Origin of the sequence: Methylobacterium brachiatum (assembly GCF_020523825.1) — a bacterium.
GTDB lineage: Bacteria > Pseudomonadota > Alphaproteobacteria > Rhizobiales > Beijerinckiaceae > Methylobacterium > Methylobacterium brachiatum.
Map to the genome: position 1 here is coordinate 94492 of NZ_JAJALK010000003.1, position 17309 is coordinate 111800.

The window sequence follows — 17309 nt, forward strand, 5'->3', positions numbered from 1 at the left end:
CGGCGGCTCAGGCTGCGTCCTGCAGAGCCCTTGCAGGCCCGGTGGTGAAGCTGCGTCGGTAGGCGGTGGGCGTCACGCCCAGGAGGCTGCGGAAATGGCTGCGCAGGGCCGGCGCCGAGCCGAACCCGACCAGCCGGGCGATCTCGTCCACCGAGCGGGTCGTCTCCTCGAGCATCGTCCGCGCCTCTGCCAGCCGCTCGGCAATGAGCCAGGTCCCCGGCGCCTGGCCGGTGGCGTCGCGCACGTGGCGGTGGAGGCTGCGCAGGCTGAGCCCGGCCTCGGCCGCCATGCGCTCGACCGTCCAGGTCTCGCCGAGCGTCTCACGGACGCGATCGAACAGGAGCCCGAGCTTGGCGCCGGCCCGCTTCGGCACGGGCCGCTGGACGAACTGCGCCTGGCCGCCGTCCCGATGGGCATGGACCACCATGCGGCGGGCGACCCGGTTGGCGATCTGCGCGCCGAAATCCGTCCGCACCACATGGAGGCACAGGTCGAGCCCGGCCGCGCTCCCGGCCGATGTCAGGATCGCGCCCGCATCGACATACAGAACGTCGGCAGCGACCTGCACGCCCGGATAGGCCGCGAGCCGGTCGGTGAAATGCCAATGGGTCGTGGCGCGGCGCCCCGCCAGGAGCCCCGCCTCGGCCAGCACGAAGGCCCCGGCGCAGATCGAGACGAGGCGAGCCCCGCGCGCATGCGCGCGCCGCAACGCGTCGAGCAGGGCGGGCGGGATCGCGCCGGTGGGGCCGCGCCAGCCCGGGATCACGATCGTGCCGGCGCCGTCGAGCAGTTCGAGGCCGCCATCGGCCTGGATCACGACCCCGCCGCTGCCGCGCAGCGGCCCCGGTTCGACGGCCGCGATGGCGCAGCGATACCAGTGCGCGCCGAATTCCGGCCGGGGCAACGCGAAGACCTCGACGGCGCAGCCGTACTCGAAGGTGCAGAGCCCGTCATAGGCCAGGATGACGACGGTGGGACGGCGCGATTTTGGCATGATCCCGCTGGTAATGGCCGATCGTGCCACTGGCAACGGAGGCGCGCACCGGGGACATTTCGCCTGTCCGCACAGAGGGATGCGGTCAGTCTGAGGATGTCGCCATGCGCCTGATCGGTATGCTCGATTCGCCCTATGTCCGACGCGTCGCGATCACGATGCGGCTGGCCGACATCCCGTTCACCCTCGAGCCGCTGTCGGTGTTGCGCAACATCGACGCCTTCCGCGCCCTCAACCCGGTGATCAAGGCGCCGACCCTGATCACCGAGGCCGGGATCGTGCTGATGGATTCGACGCTGATCCTGGCCCACCTGGCCGAATTGCATCCCGAACGCGCCCGCCTCATGCCCGCGACGCCGGATGCCCATGCCCGGGCCTGCCGCATCCTCGGCCTCGCCCTGGCGGCCGCGGACAAGACGGTGCAGCTGGTCTACGAGCGCAACCTGCGCCCCGAGGAGAAGCATCACGCGCCGTGGCTCGAGCGCGTCCGAGCGCAGCTCGCGGCCGCCTATGCGGAGCTGGAGCGGGAGGTCGGTGCGCGGCAGCCCTGGCTGTTCGGGCCCGAGCCGCTTCAGCCGGACATCACCGCCGCGGTGGTCTGCCGCTTTACCCGGAGCGTCCAGGGCGATGCGCTCTCGGAGGACGCGCATCCGAACCTCACCGCCCTCTGCGCCCGCGCCGAGACGCTGCCGGCCTTCACGGCGTGCCCGTTCCGGTAGCCGCCGGCGGCCTCACGGCGCGCGGGTGGACAACCACCAATCGCCGCCATCGTACCAGCAACTCGCATCGGGCTTCTCGCCGAAGCGGATCGCGCGGACGGCCATCAGGGGCCCCCGGGCGAAGGCCTCCGACAACCCCTCCGTGTCAGCCTCCGGCAGCCCCTGCAGGGGGATGAAGACCGAGGGCGAGACGAACCGGGCCGGCCATGCGGCGGCACCGGCGACCTTGCGGATCAGCAGCATGCCGCCCCGGCCGTAGCGAGGCTGGAGCGGGAACAGCAGCCGCCCGTCCGGCCGCAGGGCATCGAGCCAGGCGCGCGCCGGGCGCGGTGCGCCGGCATTGACGTAGATCGCGTCGGCTTGCGGCAGCCCGTCCGACGCGCCGGAGCGCGCCTCGACCCGGGCCCAGGGCCAGGGCGCAAGGTTGCGCGCCGTCCGCTCGGCGAGGCCGGGATCGATCTCGAATCCGTGGACCTGGCCCTCCGGTCCGACCAGATGGGCGAGCAGCGCCGTGTAATAGCCGCTGCCGGTGCCGACCTGGATCGCGGTCTCACCGGGCTGGGGCGCCAGCGCGTCGAGGCACAGGGCGTGCAGGCTCGGTTGGCCGATATTGATGGAGCGGGCGGCGTCGAGAGCGACCAGCACATCCTGGTAGAGAAAGGCCGGATCGTCGTCCGGGGTGGTCACGTAGGGCGACCCGCGGTCCCGCGACCGCCAGACATTGGCGGCCAGGATCGACCAGGGACCCGGCCCGGCGAACGGCTCGCGCGGGACCGCCGCGAAGGCCTCCTCGATGCGCCCGTCGGCCGCCGCGCTCTGGCCCGCCACGAGGGACGCGTAGAAGCCGCGAAGTTTGACGCTGCGCGCGTCCGAACCGGCTCGATCCGCCATCCGCTCACCCCATGGGGGAGGAAACCCGCGGTCCCATTTCGCGTCAAGATGCCGCGGGTGTCAGCGCATCGGCCAGAGCCGGCGCCAAGCCGCGCAACTCCTCCAGATGCGCGGCGGTCAGGGCCCGCAGCAACGCTTCGGCCCGGGGCGTCAGCGCGAGCTCGCTGCGCCGGCGATCCTCGGTCGACCGCGCCTTGGTCAACAGGCCGCCCTCGACCATCCGGGCGACCAGCTCGGCCGCGCTGTGCGGTGCGATCAAGAGCTGCTCGGCCAGCAATCCGACCGTCGGCGGCGCGCGACCGGCATGGCCGGCCAGGGCCAGGAGGGCCTGGTGCTGCTGGGGCGGGATGCCGGCCCGGGCTGCCGCCGCCTCGCTGAAGGCCAGGAAGCGCCGAAGCCGATACCGGAACTCGGCCAGCGCGGCGTACTGCTCCTGGGAGAGCGGCCCGGTCTCAGGATCGTCGGCGTCCATGTTGGTCTCCCGGCCGCTCCCGCGCGGCGCCCAGCGCACCGGCGTGCCGATCCATAGGCGCTCGCCGTCCCCGTCGCACCGTCACGCAGACCCGCGGTCATTGAATATATCGTATCACGATGTAATTAGCCGCGGGCGGATGGAGGATCGGATGGACGGCGAACCAGGGATCGAGCGGTCGACCGAAAGGCCCTTGCGGCGGGCGCTCGGCGATTTCAGCGCGGATCGCCGCGTGCTCGCATTGGCCGGGCTGGCGGTGATCACCGGCACGGCGGCCTCCGGCACGGCCTGGATCCTGCTGACCCTGATCGGTCTCGTGACCAACGCCGTCTGGTACGGCCGGCTCGACACCGCACTCACCTCCCTGGCCGGCGCCACGCCCGGGCCGTGGATGATCGCGATCCCGGTGATCGGCGCGCTGATCGTCGGCGTCATGGCGCGCTACGGCTCGGAGAAGATCCGCGGCCACGGCATCCCGGAGGCCATGGAGGCGATCCTGATCGGCGGCAGCCGGATGTCGCCGAAGGTGGCGGTGCTCAAGCCGCTCTCCTCGGCGGTGGCGATCGGCACCGGCGGCCCGTTCGGCGCCGAGGGACCGATCATCGTCACGGGCGGCGCGGTGGGCTCGCTGTTCGCGCAGTTCTTCCATCTCAGCGCGGCCGAGCGGAAGACCCTGCTGGTGGCCGGCGCCGCCGCCGGCATGACGGCGATCTTCGGGACGCCGGTGGCGGCCGTGCTGCTCGCCGTCGAGGTGCTGCTGTTCGAATGGCGGCCGCGCAGCCTCGTGCCGGTGACGGTCGGGGCGGTGACGGCAGCCTGCTGGCGCCCCGCCCTGTTCGAGGCCGGCCCGCTCTTCCCCTTCACCGACAATCCGGCCCTGCCATGGTGGGGCCTGCCCGCCTGCGCCCTGCTCGGCGTCGCCTGCGGACTGATCTCGGGCGTGCTCACCCGGGCGCTCTACGCGCTGGAGGACGGGTTCGGTCGGCTGCCGATCCACTGGATGTGGTGGCCGGCCCTCGGCGCCCTCGTGGTCGGGCTCGGCGGCCTCGTGGAGCCCCGGGCGCTCGGCGTCGGCTACGACGTGATCCGCGACCTCCTCGCCGGGCATCTGCTGGCCGGGGCCGTGCTGACGATCCTGGTGGTGAAGGCGGTGATCTGGCTCGCGGCCCTGTCGTCGGGCACATCCGGTGGCGTGCTGGCGCCGCTGCTGATCCTGGGCGGCGCCATCGGCTGGCTGATCGGGCTCGTTCTGCCGGGGGCGCACGGCTTCTGGGCGCTGCTCGGCATGGCGGCGATGCTCGGCGGGACCCTGCCGGCGCCGCTCACCGGAGTCGTGTTCGCCGTCGAGGTGACCGGCGACGTTGCCGCCCTGGCGCCGCTGCTCGCGGCCACGATGGCGGCCTATGCGGTGACCGTGCTGCTGCTCAAGCGCTCGATCCTCACCGAGAAGATCGCCCGGCGGGGCCAGCACGTGACCCGGGAATACGGCATCGATCCCTACGATCTCGCCCGGGTCGAGGCGGTCATGACCCGCACGGTCGAGACCCTCGACGGAGAACTCGCGCTCGCCGAGGCCCTGGCGGCGATCAGTGCCGGCGAGCATCACGCCTATCCGGTGATCGACAGCGCCGGGCGGCCGGTAGGGCTGGTCACGCGCAACGACGCCCTGCGCTGGACGGTCGAGACGGGGGAGGGCGACGGGCCTGACGGCACCCTCGCCGAGCGCGTCTCGGATGCCGACCTTGCGGTCGTGCATCCGGGCGACGTGGTCTCGCACGCCCTCGACGTGATGCTCTCGGCCGGGCAGGGGCGCCTGCCCGTGACCGATCCGGAGAGCGGCGCGCTGGTCGGGCTTCTCACCCGCAAGGATCTCTTGCAGGTGCGCGCCACGACGGTCCGGGCCGAGGCCGAGCGCCGGGCCTATTTCCGCCGCGGCCGGGCGCGCGCCGGTACGGCCGGAGGCTGACGGGAGCCGTCCGTCGCTCAGCGCAGGAAGGTCGGCGCCACCCACCAGCCCGGACGGGCGGCCCGCAGAGTGGCCGCCGCCCGCACGGCGGCGCGCCGGTCGGTGAACAGCGCGAACACCGTCGCGCCCGAGCCCGACATCCGCGCCAGGCGGCATCCGCCCTGGTCGCGCAGGGCCGCCAGGGCCTCGCCGATCACCGGGGCGACCGTGAGCGCCGGCGCTTCCAGATCGTTCCGGGCCGGGGCGAGCGCCGCCACGAGGGCGTCGGCGCCGAGCCCCTCGGCGATCGCGGGATGCGGTGCGCCGTCGAGCCTCTGGCCGACCGCGAGGCCCAGAGCCTTGAAGACCGGGGCGGTCGGCACCGGCACGCCGGGATTGATCAGCACCGCCGGCAGCGGCGCGAGACCGAGGGCCGGGCCGATCGCCTCACCGGCGCCGCGCATCATCCGCGCCCGGGGATCGAGGCAGACCGGGACGTCGGCCCCGGTCTCGCGCGCGGCCGCGATGACGGCCGAGTGGTCGAGCGCCAGGCCGTTGAGGCAGGCGAGCAGCCGCAGGCCGGCGGCGGCATCGGAGGAGCCCCCGCCGATCCCGGCCGCGACCGGCAGGCGCTTGACCAGATGGAACGCTCCCATCCGCAGCGACGGCACCTTCGCGGCGAGCCCGCGGGCGGCGCGCAGGACGAGGTTGTCCTCCGTCGGGCCGGCGGGGCCGGCGGTCGGGCCGCTGACGGTGAGGCCGAGCGGTGCGTCGGGGTCGAGGGTCAGGCGGTCGGCACTGCCCGCGAAGGCCACCAGGCTCTCCAGCTCGTGATAGCCGTCGCCGGCGCGCCGCCCGAGGACGTGGAGCGTCAGGTTGACTTTGGCGGGGGCGCGGTCGGCGAGCAGGGACACGGTGTCTCGAACAGGGCGGCGTGATCGGGCCTGACGCTCTACAGGCTCAGGGCCGCGGTGTCCCGCAGGATGTCTGGTCCAATTCACCGCCGAAAGGTCATGGAAGCTCGATCGCGGGCGCGCGCCTACGGGGCAAATCCGGCCGCCTCGTCGGCCCAGTTTTCGACCGAAAGGGCGGGCCTGAGCCGGTCGAACTCCCGGGTGTTGTTCGTGACCAGGGTGACATCGAGCGCTTTCGCGTGCGCAGCGATCCAAAGGTCGTTGTTCCCGATGATCAACCCGGCTGTCTGCAGCTTGGCGCGAAACGCCGCGTAATGCGCGGAAACGGTCTCGCCCAAGGCCACGACCGGGATCAATTCGACCAGCTTGGTGAAACCGCGCAGCGCCGCGTCGAAGCCGGTCGTCGTCCGGATTTTTTCCAGGCCGAACAGCAGTTCGCCTTGTGTGACGGGCGACATGACCACGTCGCCCGGCGTCAGGTCACGGAACCGTTCGAGCACCTGAGGAGGCCGGGCGCGGCGGATATAGATGCAGATGTTGGTATCCAGCATGTAGCGCGGCTTCATAGGCCTTCGCGCTCCTGAGGCGGCGTGTCCTCACGGACGACCTCATCGATCGGAAGCTCAGTCAGAAGGAGGAAGGCAGCAGAGAGATCGTGCGGCCGAATCTCCCGCAACACGATTTCATCGCCCCGTTTCAGGATCTCGACTTCGGGACCCCGGAGGCGAAACCCGGCCGGTAACCGGACGGCCTGGCTGTTCCCCGATTGGAAGACGCGGGTCCTCGTCATGCAGGCCTCCGTGTATATACCTAAAAGTATATACGTTCGTGGCGTCATGTCGATGGCAAGGGCGCCAATCCCGCCGTCACATCCCCCAATCGCCATGCGGTCGATACGGCAGGGCATCGCCGACACGCACGGCGCTCAGATCCTCGGCCAGCTCCACCAGCCCGTCGCTGGCCGCCAGGCCGGACAGGGCGCCGCCGGGCGCCGGCACCGCCTCGGGCACGCCGTCCGCTCCGGCGCGAAGGCAGACGCGCAGGTATTCCCGCCGGCCCGGCCGCTTCTCCCGGTCGAAACCGCTGCGGACGGTCAGCGTCGGCGCCGCGTCGTGCGCGCCCGAGAGATGCAGGACCAGGGGGCGGAGCACAGCGAGGGCGGTGACGTATGCGGCGGCCGGGTTGCCCGGGAGTCCGGCGAAGGGGGTTCCCGCCACCTGGCCCAGGGCCACGGGACGGCCGGGCTTGATCGCCAGTCGCCAGAAGGTCAGGCCGCCCGAGGCCTCGACGGCTGCGCGGACGTGATCCTCCTCGCCCACCGAGACGCCGCCGGTGGTGAGGATCAGGTCGTGCGCGGCGGCGGCCGCTGCGAGGCGCTGGCGCAGCGGGCCGGGCGCGTCGCGCAGGATGCCGAGATCGACCGGGTCGGCGCCGAGCCGCCGCAGCAGGGCGGCGAGCATCGGCCGGTTGGCGTCGTGGATCCCGGCGGGCGGCAGCGCGTGGCCGGGCGGGGTCAGCTCGTCGCCCGTGGAGAACAGGGCCACCTTGAGCGGCACCCGCAGGCGCAGCGCGGGCAGGCCGAGCGCGGCGGCGAGCGCGAGGTGGCGCGGCCCCAGCCGCGTCCCGGCCGGGATCGCGCGGCTGCCGCGGGCCACATCCTCCCCGGCCCGGCGGCGATTGGAGCCCGGAGCGAGGCCGGCCGGCAGGATCACGGCGTCGCCGTCGAGCCGGACATCCTCCTGCATCGCCACCGTATCGGTGCCCGGCGGCATCGGCGCCCCGGTGAAGATCCGCACCGCGAAGCCCGGCCCGGGATCGGCCGGCGCGTGACCGGCCGGGACGCGGCCGCCGAGCGGCAGCCGGGTCTCGCCCGCCGGCGCAAGGTCGCCGGCCCGCACCGCGTAGCCGTCGACCGCGGCATTATCGAACGGGGGGAGATCGATCGGGGCGATCAGATCCTCCGCCAGCACACGCCCGTCGGCGCGCTCGACGGAGACCGACTCGATCCCCGACAGGATCGGCAGCCGCGCGCGCAGCAGCGCCACCGCCTCGGCGACCCGCATCGGCGCGGGCCCGGCATCGAAGCAGTCGCGGCTCAGGCGTCCCATCGTGACGCGATATCGGTCTTGGGCAGGGAGCGGGTCGGCACGGTTGCCTCGCGGGGCTGTGGCCTGCCGGCTTGCGGCATCGGGGCTGAGCGATCAAGTCCGGACCATGGCGGCTTCCCGCGCGATCTCCTACGGTCCCGGCCATCATGCCGCGCGTCGAACCGATTCCCAGCCAGCGCCACCTCTTCGAGGTGCCCGCGGATGTCGCCTACCTGGATGCGGCCGCGTGGTCACCGCTGCCGCGGGCCGTGCGGGCGGCGGGGGAGGCCGGGATCCTGGTGAAGAGCCAGCCCTGGACCTTTCCCCGGACGGCGATCCCGGCTCTCGCCGAGCGGACCCGCATGGCGGCGGCGCGGCTGATCGGTGCGGGCATCGACGACGTCGCGATCGTCGGGTCCGTGAGCCACGCCATGGCCACGGCCGCGCGCAACCTCGCCCCCGCGCCGGGCGGCCGGCTGCTGCGGGTGGCCGATGAGTTCCCCTCCCTGCGCTACGCCTTCGACCGGCTGGCGGAAGCCCATGATCTCGTCGTGGAGGAGGTCGCCCGGCCGGCGGACGGCGACTGGACGGCGGCTCTGCTGGAGGCCATCCGGCGCCCGGCGGCGAAGCCCCTCGCCGTCGCCACCCTGACGCCCCTGCACTGGACCGATGGCGGCCTGATCGATCTCGACCGGCTCGCTCCGGCGGTGCGCGACACCGGCGCCGCCCTGGTGGTCGACGCCACCCAGGCCGTCGGGGCGATGCCGGTGGACGTCGCCCGCTGGCGGCCCGACTTCCTGGCCTTTCCGACCTACAAATGGGCGCTCGGCCCCTACGGCGTCGCCTTCCTGTACGCCGCGCCCGGCCGGCAGGACGGGGTGCCGATCGAGGAGCATACCGGGAACCGGTCGCCGGTGGCCGGAGCCCGACGCTACGATCGCGGCGAACTGAACGACCCCGTGGCGCTCTCCATGGCGGCGGCGGGCCTGGACCTGATCGCCGTTTGGGGCGTGCCGGCCGTCGCGGCCAGGCTGCGCGACCTCACCGACCGCCTGGCCGAAGGCGTCGCGGGGCTGGGCCTGGCCGTCGCGCCGGAGCCCTTGCGCGCGGGCCACGTCCTCGGCGCACGGCTGCCCGGCGGCCTGCCCGGAAACCTGGTGGATCGTCTGCAGGAGGCAAACGTTTTCGTGAGCGAGCGGTCGGGGGCACTGCGTCTGAGCCCGCATGTCTGGGCCGACGCGGAGGATGTCGCCCGCTGCGTCGGCGCACTCGCACGCGTGCTCGGCCGCGGCGCCGGAGGCCGAACGGACGCGCAGGGTTGAGAGTTTCCGGGCCGCGCCCGGGCGAATGCGGATGCCGTCCCGGACACCGCCCCTAGATGACCGGATCGAAGCGCGGCCGTCGTCACCGGAAGAAGGCCGCCCCACACCATCATGCCGAGACCGATGCCGCGACCCGGTGAGACCCTTTCCATGCCGGCCCGCCGCCTGAACCTGATCGCGATGGCGCGCGCCGGCCTTTCCGGACGGTTCGCCGTGATCCTCTCCGGCGAGCTGATCCAGAGCCTGTTCCACTTCGCGCTGAACATCCTGCTGGTGCGCGAACTCGGGGCGCACGATTACGGGCTGTTCGCGATCGTGTTCACGGTCGGCGCGGTCGGCATCACCTATATCCGGGCCCTCGTGGCGGTGCCGGCGACGCTCCACCTCGCCCGCAGCCTCGGCCGCCCGGCGGCGCTGGGCTACGACGTGATGTTCGGCTCCGGCGCAGCCCTGGTCTCCGTGCTGATGGCGGTCGCCACCTCCGTGGCGCTGATCCCGGTGATCGGCCTCGGCGCGCTGGCGGCCGGGGCGTTCGTGGGCCTGTACGGCTTCCGCAGCTATCTCCGGATCGTGCTGCTGGCGCGCGGGCGGCCGCGGATCGCGGGTCTGAGCGATCTCGTCTACGCCGTCTGCGGTGCCGCCTTCGTGTGGCGCGGGGTGAGCGGGGAGGGCGCGGCCCTGCTCGACCGGGCGTTCCTCGCGATCGCGCTGGCCCATGCCATCGCCATCGCGGTGGCCTACGGCGCCCTGCGGCAACGCCTGCGGATCTCGCTCCACGCCCGGGCGCGGGCGCGCTACCGGGCGATCTGGCGGACCCTGGCCTGGTCGCTCGCCGGCGTCACCAGCCTCACCGTGCAGGGCCAGGGCCTGACGCTCCTGTTCGCCCTTTTGGCCGGACCGGCGGCCTACGCGCCGATCGCCGCGACGCTGGTGCTCTACGCGCCGTTGCGCATCCCCACGAGCGCCTTGATGAACATGGTCCTGCCGGAGATCAGCGGCCTGCTGGCCGCCGGGCAGGTCCAGGCCGCCCGCCGGCTGGTGATGCGCCACGTCCTGCTGATCGGCTGTGCCTGCCTGGTCTACGGGTTGGTCATGGCCGCGACCCTGCCGCTGATCGAGCAGGTGCTGTTCAAGGGGCGGTTCGCCGCCGAGCCCATGGGTTGGATCGGGCTCGGCGTCTGGGCCGTCGTGACGACGTCGCTGCTCTACGCCATCCCGCGCGCCTATCTCGAAGCCTCCGCGGCGTTCCGGACGATCACGGCCGGGGCCGTGGCGAGCGCGGCGTTGGGCTTCGCCCTCATGGTGCCGCTCCTGCTGCTGATGCCGCCGGACTCGGCCCTTCTCGGGCTTCTCGCCTCCGAGATCGCGACGCTGATCTGGTCGGTGGGGGCGTTTCGGGCGTCGTCGCGGGGCGGGCGCGGCGCGGGCGTTTCGGCGGCGGGATCGCCCTAGCGCGGCCGCCTAGAATCGTCGGGATGCTCAGCGCCCCGACGGGACGCTTTCCTCTCAACCAGCACCGGTCCCGCGAGTCACGCCGCCGCTTCGGCCGCGTGACTCGCCGCGTCGTCCGCCTTGCCGAAGCGCTGCTTCAGGACGTGCCCGGTGCGGTCGACCAGATGGGCCGCCGCGCCCTGCGGGGTGCGCCCGCCCATCATCGAGGCGAGGGTCAGGCTCTCGGTGCCGAAGCGGCCCTTGAAGCCCTCGTCGCCGCACAGGAAGTCGACCGTGTGCAAGCCCTGGTCGATCGACCACATGATGTAGTCCATCATCAGCACCATGCCGGGCGATCCGCGCTCGAAGGCGGGGTCGTAGGTGGTGACGAAGGCCATCATCGTGCCGGCCTGGACGAAGTTGATCGAGACGGCCACCAGCGCGCCGCCGCATTCGAGCACGAAGGCGTGCAGGAGCCCGGTCCCGGCCAGCACCTCAACCATGGCGGGCAGCGCCTGCGAGCCCTCGTCGTAGAAGGCCGTCGAGGGCAGGTTGTGGGTCGCGAGCCACGCGCGCTTGAAGTGGGTGAGCTTGTCCAGAACAGGCCCGAGCGGTTCCTCCGGGCCGAGCAGCCGGAAGGTCAGCGGGCCATGCTCGCCCAGGGATTTCAGGCCGCGCCGGTAATTCTGGCGGGTCTTCTTGGACTGCGCGTCGAACCAGGCCTGCCCGGTCGGCCAGGGGCCGCGCACCCGCCAGTTCGCCTCGTCGCGGTGGTTGAGGCGCAGCCTCGTGCTGCCCGAGATGGGGGTGAGCAGCGCCCGCGCGGCGGCGTCGGGCAGGAGCCGGTTGAGATAGGCGAGGTCGAAGCCGCCGGCCCGGCTGGCCTGCTGCCACATCCGCCGGACGAGCCCGGCATTCGTGCGGTCCGCCAGCAAAGCGTCGCCGAAATCGGAGCAATCCTTGGCGGCCCATTCGAGCACGCGGAAGCCCTTCCGCCGCACGGTGGCCAGGGGCAGCACGCCGACCAGGGTGTCGCCGCGCCAGGCGAGCACGATCGCGAGCGCCCGCCGCTCGCGGTCGGGGGCGCTGGCCCACCAGGCCGAGATCCAGGGATGGCTCTGGAACACCAGGGCGCCGCTGCGGCGCCACAGCGCGGTCCAGGCCGGCCCGACGGCGGCCAGCCGCTCCGCGGTGCGGACGATCTCGAAACGTTCAGGGGACATGGTCAGGCGCCGGAGCGAGGCTGGGCGGGGATCCCGCGCAGGCGGCGGACCTGCCGGGCGATCCGCCGGCCCATCTTCTTGAGAGGAAGCACGTAGAGACCCGAGAGGGATTGATAATCGGCGACATCGCGATCGACCAAGCCGAAGGTGAAATCCTCGTTCGGCTCCGGGACGTGGAGGGTGCCGAATAGGCGGTCCCAGAACGAGAACAGCAGCCCGAAATTCTTGTCGTAATGCTGGGGCGCCGTCGAGTGGTGGAGCTGGTGCCAGTGCGGGCAGAGGATCACCGCGTTGAGCCGGCCGAACGAGATCTTGAAATGGGTGTGGCGCACGAAGTCCATCATCAGGATGTTGCGCATGATGTAGACGTTTATCCCGAACACCGTCAGCTCGACCGGGTTCAGGGCCAGCAGGCTCCAGATCCCGAAGCAGATCCCGGGGATCACCCCGTCCCAGGCCCGGTTCATCAGCTCGTCGAGGGGGTGGACCCGGTCCTTGGTGATGCCCACCATCACCTCGGCCGAGTGGTGGACCTTATGGAGCTCCCAGAGGAACGGGTAGCGGTGCTGGGCCGTGTGGTAGAGGTAATAGGACAGGTCGTAGGCGAGCAGCATGGTGAGGGTGAACAGCACCACGGTCACCGGCCCGGGCTCGCCGAAGATCGGCTGGTCGATGCCGAACAGGGTGCCCAGCACCCGGTTGGTCGCGTAGCCGACCGCCACCACGAAGGTCACGCCCGCCGGGATCAGCAGGAACGGCATGATCGCCTTGCGGGTGACGTAGAACAGCAAATCCGCCCGGGCGGAGGGGTGGGTCATCACCTCGTGCGGCAGCGCGAACTCGAAGAACTCGGCAAACGAGTAGCGTTCCGCGGTCCGCAGATACGCGATCAGCGCGCAGCCGAACGCCGTCGCGAACAGCAGGCCGGCGGCGACCAGGTTCTCGGCCGAGACCCTGTCGATGATCCGCGTGATGAACTGGACGACATCCATGACGAGTCGTTTCCCTCCGCCAGCCCGGCCTGCACGCCGACGGAAACCGCCGGATCCGCTTGAGACGCTCAACGCGCCGGAGCGCAGGTCGCGCCAGGACGGCGCGGCGCTGCGCGCGTCTCGGCATCGTCGGCGACTTGCGCGACGGCTATTATCGTCGCGCGGTGCTTACCGAATTTGACAGTGCCGGTGATTGTCCACCGAAGATCGAGCGCGGACAAAGGCCGGTCCCCGTCCTGTATAGGCGCGGACCGAAGACATGTTGGTCAGGCCGCCGGGCGCGCGGTCCGTTCCGCGGCCACCGCCGTCTCGGGGCTCCGGGCGCGCCGCAGGGTCGCGCGCACCGTGGCGTCGATCCCCTCGGCGGCCGAGGCCTCCGAGAACAGGGTCTCGTAGCGTTCCCGGGCCGCCCGGCCGAAGCCGCGCCAGCTGGTGGGGTCGGTGGCGATGCGGGCGAGCACCGTGGCGATCGGCTCCGGGCCGCCGGGCGGCACGATCCAGCCGGTCTTGCCGTCGGCCACCACCTCGGGAAGGCCGCCGATATCCGTGACCAGCGGCGGCACGCCGTAGGACATTGCCTCGATCGCCACCCGGCCGAGCGATTCCGGACGCTGCGAGGGCATCGTCACCACGTCGGCCCAGCGGTAGAGCGCGGACGGATCGTCCACGAAGGGCTGGAGGGTGACCTGCTGCGACAGGCCGGTCTCTGCGATCCGCGCGGCCAGCGCTTCCTCGCGCGCGGCGTCCTCGAAGGCGCTGCCGACGATCTTCAACTCGATCCGGCTGCGGACGGCCTCCGGCAGGGAGGCCAGCGCCTCGACCAGCACGTCCTGGCCCTTGATCCGGCTGATTCGGCCGAGCATCAGCACTCGCAGGGGCCGCGTGCCGTCGTAATCCCGCCCGTTCGGCTCCGCCGGTCCGGCGATGCCGTTATAGACCACGCGCGCCGTGGCCTCCGCGGGCAGGGCGTAGGCGCGCTCGGTGGCGCGCGAATTGAACACGACGTTGGCGCCGCTCCAGCGGATCAGCCCGCGCAGGACCTTCAGCACGGCGCCTTCCGGGATCTCGTGCACGTGCACGATGCTGCGCCCCGGCAGCAGGCGGGCGGCGAGCAGGTAATCGGCCACAACCGTGGTGTTGATGTAGACGAGATCGCTGTCGCGGATCCGCCGGAGCGCCCGGGCCACCGCGAAGGGCAGGGCCATCATTCCCAAAGTGGCGAGGCGGGCGAGGTTCTTGCGCCGCAGGATCCACAGCGGCTCGATCACGATCGCGTCGGCATAGGGCTCGAGCGCCGCCACGATCGGGCCGCGCCGGGGCAGGACGATTTCGATCCGTGCAGTGGGATGGGCGGCCCGGATGGTCCGCACCGTCTCGATGAAGCAGCGATCCGATCCGTAGAGCTCGAAGCCCTGATGCACGCAGGTGATGCGCGTGACCGGCGCGCTTCCGGCTTGGCGCCCGAACGCGAACGTGCCGGTCGTCCCGGGCGCTCCCGAATCGGTGGCGGTGTCGCGCCGCAGGGCGGGGGGCGCATCCGGCCGCAAAGCCGAGGGACGCGGTGCCACGCCGCCGCCAACTGGGCTAGAAGATGAAGCCAGTATCGAACTATCTACCATAAGATGAAAACTTATCGATCTATAACAACCGAGGGTTGTATCGCCTATTTAGGCGACCGTTATTCCTGCCGCTGTACAATATGAACCGATAACAGGAAAGGAAGAGCCGTGCCCGTCGATGCGCCCACACTACTTATTCTTGGGACGCGCGGGATTCCGGCCGCCCATGGCGGCTTCGAGACTTTCGCGGAAAGGCTCGCGCTGCATCTCGCCAGTCGCGGCTGGCGGGTCGGCGTCTATTGTCAGGCGGAGGTCGAGCGGGTGCGGGACCGGGTCTCGACCCGGACCTGGAACGGCATCACGCTGATCACCGTGGAGGTGGCCCTGCGCGGTCCGGCCGCGACGCTGGCCTTCGATGCGTTCTGCGTGAAGGACGCGGCGACGCGGGGCGGCGTCTGCCTCGTCCTCGGCTATAACGGCGCGGCGTTCCTGCCCTACCTGCGGGCGCGCGGCGGCCGGATCCTGACAAACATGGATGGAATCGAGTGGCGCCGCCCGAAATGGCCGCTGCCGGTGCGGGCGTTCTTCTACGGGAGCGAATGGATCGCGGCCTGGTCGTCGCAGCGGCTCGTGGCCGACCATCCAGCCATCGCCGACCATCTGGCCCGCCGCCGCCCGCGTCGCGCCATCGCGACGATTCCCTACGGGGGCGATCCGCCGCCGGCGGATCTGCGGCCGCCGCCCCTGGGGCTCGAGCCGGGGCGCTACCTGGTGTCGATCGCCCGCATCGAACCCGACAACAACATCCTGACTCTGGTCGAGGCGTTCTCACGCAAGCCCAGGGGCATGCGGCTGGTGGTGCTCGGCACCCTGAAGGTCGGCAACGCCTATCACCGCGCCGTCGAGGACGCCGCCGGGCTCGAGGTGCTGATGCCGGGGGCGATCTACGAGCCGGAGATGGTCCAGAGCCTGCGCGTCCACGCGCGCGCCTATCTCCACGGCCATACGGTCGGCGGCACGAACCCGTCGCTGGTGGAAGCCCTGTGGGCCGGCAACGCAGTGATCGCGCACGACAACCCGTTCAACCGCGGCACCGCGGGCGACGGCCAGTTCTACTTCACCGACGGCGACAGCTGCGCCGCCGCCATCGAGCGGGTCCTCACCGACGATGGGGCGGTCGCGGCCGCCCGGGCCGCGGCGCGCGCCCAGGCCGAACGGTTCCGCTGGGACGACGTCCTGGCCGCCTATGAGGACGAGCTGCGCCGGGTCGGCGGCTACCCGCGGCTGCCGACCCCGGATCCCCGTCTCAGGGCCCATGCAAGCCCGCAGCGCGCCACGGCCGGGACGGAGGGATGAGGGCGAGCCGGCGGTCCGTGCTGGCCGGTGGGCTCGCCGTCGCCGGCACGGGCGCGCTCCCGGTCGTGGCCGCCCCGGAGCCGCTTCAGCTCCGCCGCGGCATCGCCCTATGGCCGTGGTTCTCGCTCACCACCGAGTTTCCGGCGCCGCGGACCGATTATGCCTGGCCGCCGTTCCAGGCCGACCGCCCCGTGCCGAGCCGGGACGACCTGCGCCGGCTGGCAGAGCTCGGCTTCGACTTCGCCCGGCTTCCGCTCGATCCGGGGCCGTTCGTGGCGTTCACCGGCGCGCGACGGGCCGAGCTTCTCGGCACCCTGTCGGATGCGATCGACGCGGTGCTGGCGACCGGGATGCGCGTCCTGCTCAACGTCCAGGCGAACGCCGCCACCCACCATTACACGCCGGGCGCCTTCTACGGCTCCGAGCAAGCGCCGCTCTATCCGGCCTATCGCGGCCTGATCGCCGAACTGGCCCGGCTCTGCGCCCGGAAGGGCCCCGACCGGGTGGCGCTGGAGCCGGTGAACGAGCCGCCGCAGGCCTGCGGAGCGGGCGCCTGGAACCGGGTTCAGGCCGGGCTCCTCACCGCCGCGCGCGACGCCGCGCCGGACCTGACCCTGGTGGCGACCGGCGCCTGCGGCAGCCTCGTTTCCGGGCTGACGGCCCTCGACCCCGCGACGCTCGGCCGGTTCGCGCCGCTGCTCTACACCTTCCACTTCTACGAGCCGTATCTGTTCTCCCACCAGGGTGCGACCTGGCTCACCGAGGAGCCGTTCTACCGGTGGCTGAAGGCCGTGCCCTGGCCGGGCGCGGCGGCACGATTGCCCGAGACGCTCGCGGCAATCCGGGCCCGCATGGCGGCGGACCATGCCGTCCCGCAGGCCGAGAAGGCCCGGGATTTCGCGGTGATCGAGGCGAAGCTGCGCGAATACGGCGCGGCCGATCCGGGCCCGGCCTATCTGGCGCAGGCGATGGCTCCGGTCTCGACCTGGGCCGACCTCTACGGGATTCCGGCCCGGCATGTGCTGATGGGGGAGTTCGGGGCGCTGCGCACCGATTCCCGCTACACGGCATCCAGGCTCGCGGATCGCGCGGCCTATCTCGGCGATGTGCGGCGCGCGGCCGAGCGGGCGGGCTTCGCCTGGTCGTTCTGGAACCTGTTCGACGGGCTCGGCCTGATGGACGATGGCCACGCCATCGATCCGGCCCTGGTGGCCGCGCTCGGGCTTGGCAGACGCCGGTAAGCGGGTTCGCTCAGAAGTGTTTCCTCCTACTCTCCCCCCTCATCCTGAGGTGCCGGAGCGCAGCGGAGGCCTCGAAGGAGCCTTCCAGCCTGCCGCGCGATGCCTGGAGGGCTCCTTCGAGGCTCGCTGCGCTCGCGCCTCAGGATGAGGGGGAGAGTAGGAG

The 17309-nt window shown here is 72.0% G+C and carries 16 protein-coding genes; 6 read left to right on the forward strand and 10 right to left on the reverse strand.

The annotated features are described in order from the left end of the window. Window positions 1-7: 7 nt before the first annotated feature. Window positions 8-994 carry a transcriptional regulator FtrA gene (gene ftrA, locus LGR69_RS07490; protein ID WP_230365643.1) on the reverse strand — a complete coding sequence of 329 codons (987 nt, stop codon included), beginning with the start codon at window positions 992-994 and terminating at the stop codon, window positions 8-10. A gap of 104 nt (window positions 995-1098) precedes the next feature. On the opposite strand from ftrA, the gene LGR69_RS07495 reads away from it, so the two are divergent. Continuing rightward, the gene (locus tag LGR69_RS07495; protein ID WP_091863053.1) at window positions 1099-1713 is read left to right on the forward strand and encodes a glutathione S-transferase family protein; all 615 of its coding nucleotides are present in this window, start codon (window positions 1099-1101) and stop codon (window positions 1711-1713) included. 12 nt (window positions 1714-1725) lie between these two features. Here LGR69_RS07495 and LGR69_RS07500 read toward each other — a convergent pair whose 3' ends face one another. Next, window positions 1726-2604 carry a protein-L-isoaspartate O-methyltransferase family protein gene (locus LGR69_RS07500; protein ID WP_230365644.1) on the reverse strand — a complete coding sequence of 293 codons (879 nt, stop codon included), beginning with the start codon at window positions 2602-2604 and terminating at the stop codon, window positions 1726-1728. A 43-nt stretch (window positions 2605-2647) separates the two neighbouring features. Further along, on the reverse strand, window positions 2648-3076 hold the full coding sequence (locus LGR69_RS07505) for a MarR family winged helix-turn-helix transcriptional regulator (protein ID WP_230365645.1): 429 nt from the start codon (window positions 3074-3076) through the stop codon (window positions 2648-2650). A 151-nt stretch (window positions 3077-3227) separates the two neighbouring features. On the opposite strand from LGR69_RS07505, the gene LGR69_RS07510 reads away from it, so the two are divergent. Beyond that, window positions 3228-5042 (forward strand): chloride channel protein, encoded by a 1815-nt coding sequence (locus LGR69_RS07510; RefSeq protein WP_230365646.1) that lies wholly within the window; start codon window positions 3228-3230, stop codon window positions 5040-5042. Window positions 5043-5059: 17 nt separating this feature from the next. On the opposite strand, the gene LGR69_RS07515 is transcribed toward LGR69_RS07510, so the two are convergent. The 4 genes from LGR69_RS07515 to LGR69_RS07530 all read right to left on the reverse strand — a co-directional run bounded on the left by LGR69_RS07515 (window position 5060) and on the right by LGR69_RS07530 (window position 8043). Further along, window positions 5060-5935 (reverse strand): 4-(cytidine 5'-diphospho)-2-C-methyl-D-erythritol kinase, encoded by an 876-nt coding sequence (locus tag LGR69_RS07515; RefSeq protein ID WP_230365647.1) that lies wholly within the window; start codon window positions 5933-5935, stop codon window positions 5060-5062. A 125-nt stretch (window positions 5936-6060) separates the two neighbouring features. Continuing rightward, a complete protein-coding gene (locus tag LGR69_RS07520; RefSeq protein WP_230365648.1) occupies window positions 6061-6501 on the reverse strand; it encodes a type II toxin-antitoxin system VapC family toxin in 441 nt (146 codons plus the stop codon). After that, window positions 6498-6725: an antitoxin gene (locus LGR69_RS07525; protein WP_007561964.1), complete on the reverse strand. Its 228-nt coding sequence runs from the start codon at window positions 6723-6725 to the stop codon at window positions 6498-6500. The genes LGR69_RS07520 and LGR69_RS07525 overlap by 4 nt, the downstream gene beginning before the upstream one ends. Window positions 6726-6801: 76 nt before the next feature. Then, complete coding sequence (locus LGR69_RS07530) at window positions 6802-8043, reverse strand: molybdopterin molybdotransferase MoeA (protein WP_230365649.1); 1242 nt, start codon at window positions 8041-8043, stop codon at window positions 6802-6804. A 146-nt stretch (window positions 8044-8189) separates the two neighbouring features. Here LGR69_RS07530 and LGR69_RS07535 point away from each other — a divergent pair, with 146 nt between their 5' ends. Both LGR69_RS07535 and LGR69_RS07540 read left to right on the forward strand, forming a co-directional pair. Beyond that, window positions 8190-9344: an aminotransferase class V-fold PLP-dependent enzyme gene (locus tag LGR69_RS07535; RefSeq protein ID WP_230365650.1), complete on the forward strand. Its 1155-nt coding sequence runs from the start codon at window positions 8190-8192 to the stop codon at window positions 9342-9344. 150 nt (window positions 9345-9494) lie between these two features. After that, window positions 9495-10796: a polysaccharide biosynthesis protein gene (locus tag LGR69_RS07540; protein WP_230365651.1), complete on the forward strand. Its 1302-nt coding sequence runs from the start codon at window positions 9495-9497 to the stop codon at window positions 10794-10796. Between the two features lie 77 nt (window positions 10797-10873). On the opposite strand, the gene LGR69_RS07545 is transcribed toward LGR69_RS07540, so the two are convergent. The 3 genes from LGR69_RS07545 to LGR69_RS07555 form a co-directional block, all read right to left on the reverse strand. Further along, entirely contained in the window at window positions 10874-11998 is a 1125-nt protein-coding gene (locus tag LGR69_RS07545) for a GNAT family N-acetyltransferase (protein WP_230365652.1), read from the reverse strand. Between the two features lie 2 nt (window positions 11999-12000). Further along, the gene (locus LGR69_RS07550; RefSeq protein ID WP_007561969.1) at window positions 12001-12990 is read right to left on the reverse strand and encodes a sterol desaturase family protein; all 990 of its coding nucleotides are present in this window, start codon (window positions 12988-12990) and stop codon (window positions 12001-12003) included. A gap of 266 nt (window positions 12991-13256) precedes the next feature. Next, on the reverse strand, window positions 13257-14558 hold the full coding sequence (locus LGR69_RS07555) for a glycosyltransferase family 4 protein (protein ID WP_230365653.1): 1302 nt from the start codon (window positions 14556-14558) through the stop codon (window positions 13257-13259). A 159-nt stretch (window positions 14559-14717) separates the two neighbouring features. Between LGR69_RS07555 and LGR69_RS07560 the strand changes: the two genes are divergently transcribed. Together LGR69_RS07560 and LGR69_RS07565 are read left to right on the forward strand one after the other, a co-directional pair. Continuing rightward, window positions 14718-15905 carry a DUF1972 domain-containing protein gene (locus LGR69_RS07560; protein ID WP_230365654.1) on the forward strand — a complete coding sequence of 396 codons (1188 nt, stop codon included), beginning with the start codon at window positions 14718-14720 and terminating at the stop codon, window positions 15903-15905. Then, on the forward strand, window positions 15902-17146 hold the full coding sequence (locus LGR69_RS07565) for a glycoside hydrolase family 5 protein (protein ID WP_230365655.1): 1245 nt from the start codon (window positions 15902-15904) through the stop codon (window positions 17144-17146). Before LGR69_RS07560 ends, LGR69_RS07565 begins: the two co-directional genes overlap by 4 nt. Window positions 17147-17309: the final 163 nt, after the last annotated feature.

Coding starts and splice junctions, on each gene's coding strand:
- ftrA (WP_230365643.1), bottom strand. CDS start 994: ATGCCAAAATCGCGCCGTCCCACCGTCGTCATCCTGGCCTATGACGGG.
- LGR69_RS07495 (WP_091863053.1), top strand. CDS start 1,099: ATGCGCCTGATCGGTATGCTCGATTCGCCCTATGTCCGACGCGTCGCG.
- LGR69_RS07500 (WP_230365644.1), bottom strand. CDS start 2,604: ATGGCGGATCGAGCCGGTTCGGACGCGCGCAGCGTCAAACTTCGCGGC.
- LGR69_RS07505 (WP_230365645.1), bottom strand. CDS start 3,076: ATGGACGCCGACGATCCTGAGACCGGGCCGCTCTCCCAGGAGCAGTAC.
- LGR69_RS07510 (WP_230365646.1), top strand. CDS start 3,228: ATGGACGGCGAACCAGGGATCGAGCGGTCGACCGAAAGGCCCTTGCGG.
- LGR69_RS07520 (WP_230365648.1), bottom strand. CDS start 6,501: ATGAAGCCGCGCTACATGCTGGATACCAACATCTGCATCTATATCCGC.
- LGR69_RS07525 (WP_007561964.1), bottom strand. CDS start 6,725: ATGACGAGGACCCGCGTCTTCCAATCGGGGAACAGCCAGGCCGTCCGG.
- LGR69_RS07530 (WP_230365649.1), bottom strand. CDS start 8,043: ATGGGACGCCTGAGCCGCGACTGCTTCGATGCCGGGCCCGCGCCGATG.
- LGR69_RS07535 (WP_230365650.1), top strand. CDS start 8,190: ATGCCGCGCGTCGAACCGATTCCCAGCCAGCGCCACCTCTTCGAGGTG.
- LGR69_RS07540 (WP_230365651.1), top strand. CDS start 9,495: ATGCCGGCCCGCCGCCTGAACCTGATCGCGATGGCGCGCGCCGGCCTT.
- LGR69_RS07545 (WP_230365652.1), bottom strand. CDS start 11,998: ATGTCCCCTGAACGTTTCGAGATCGTCCGCACCGCGGAGCGGCTGGCC.
- LGR69_RS07550 (WP_007561969.1), bottom strand. CDS start 12,990: ATGGATGTCGTCCAGTTCATCACGCGGATCATCGACAGGGTCTCGGCC.
- LGR69_RS07565 (WP_230365655.1), top strand. CDS start 15,902: ATGAGGGCGAGCCGGCGGTCCGTGCTGGCCGGTGGGCTCGCCGTCGCC.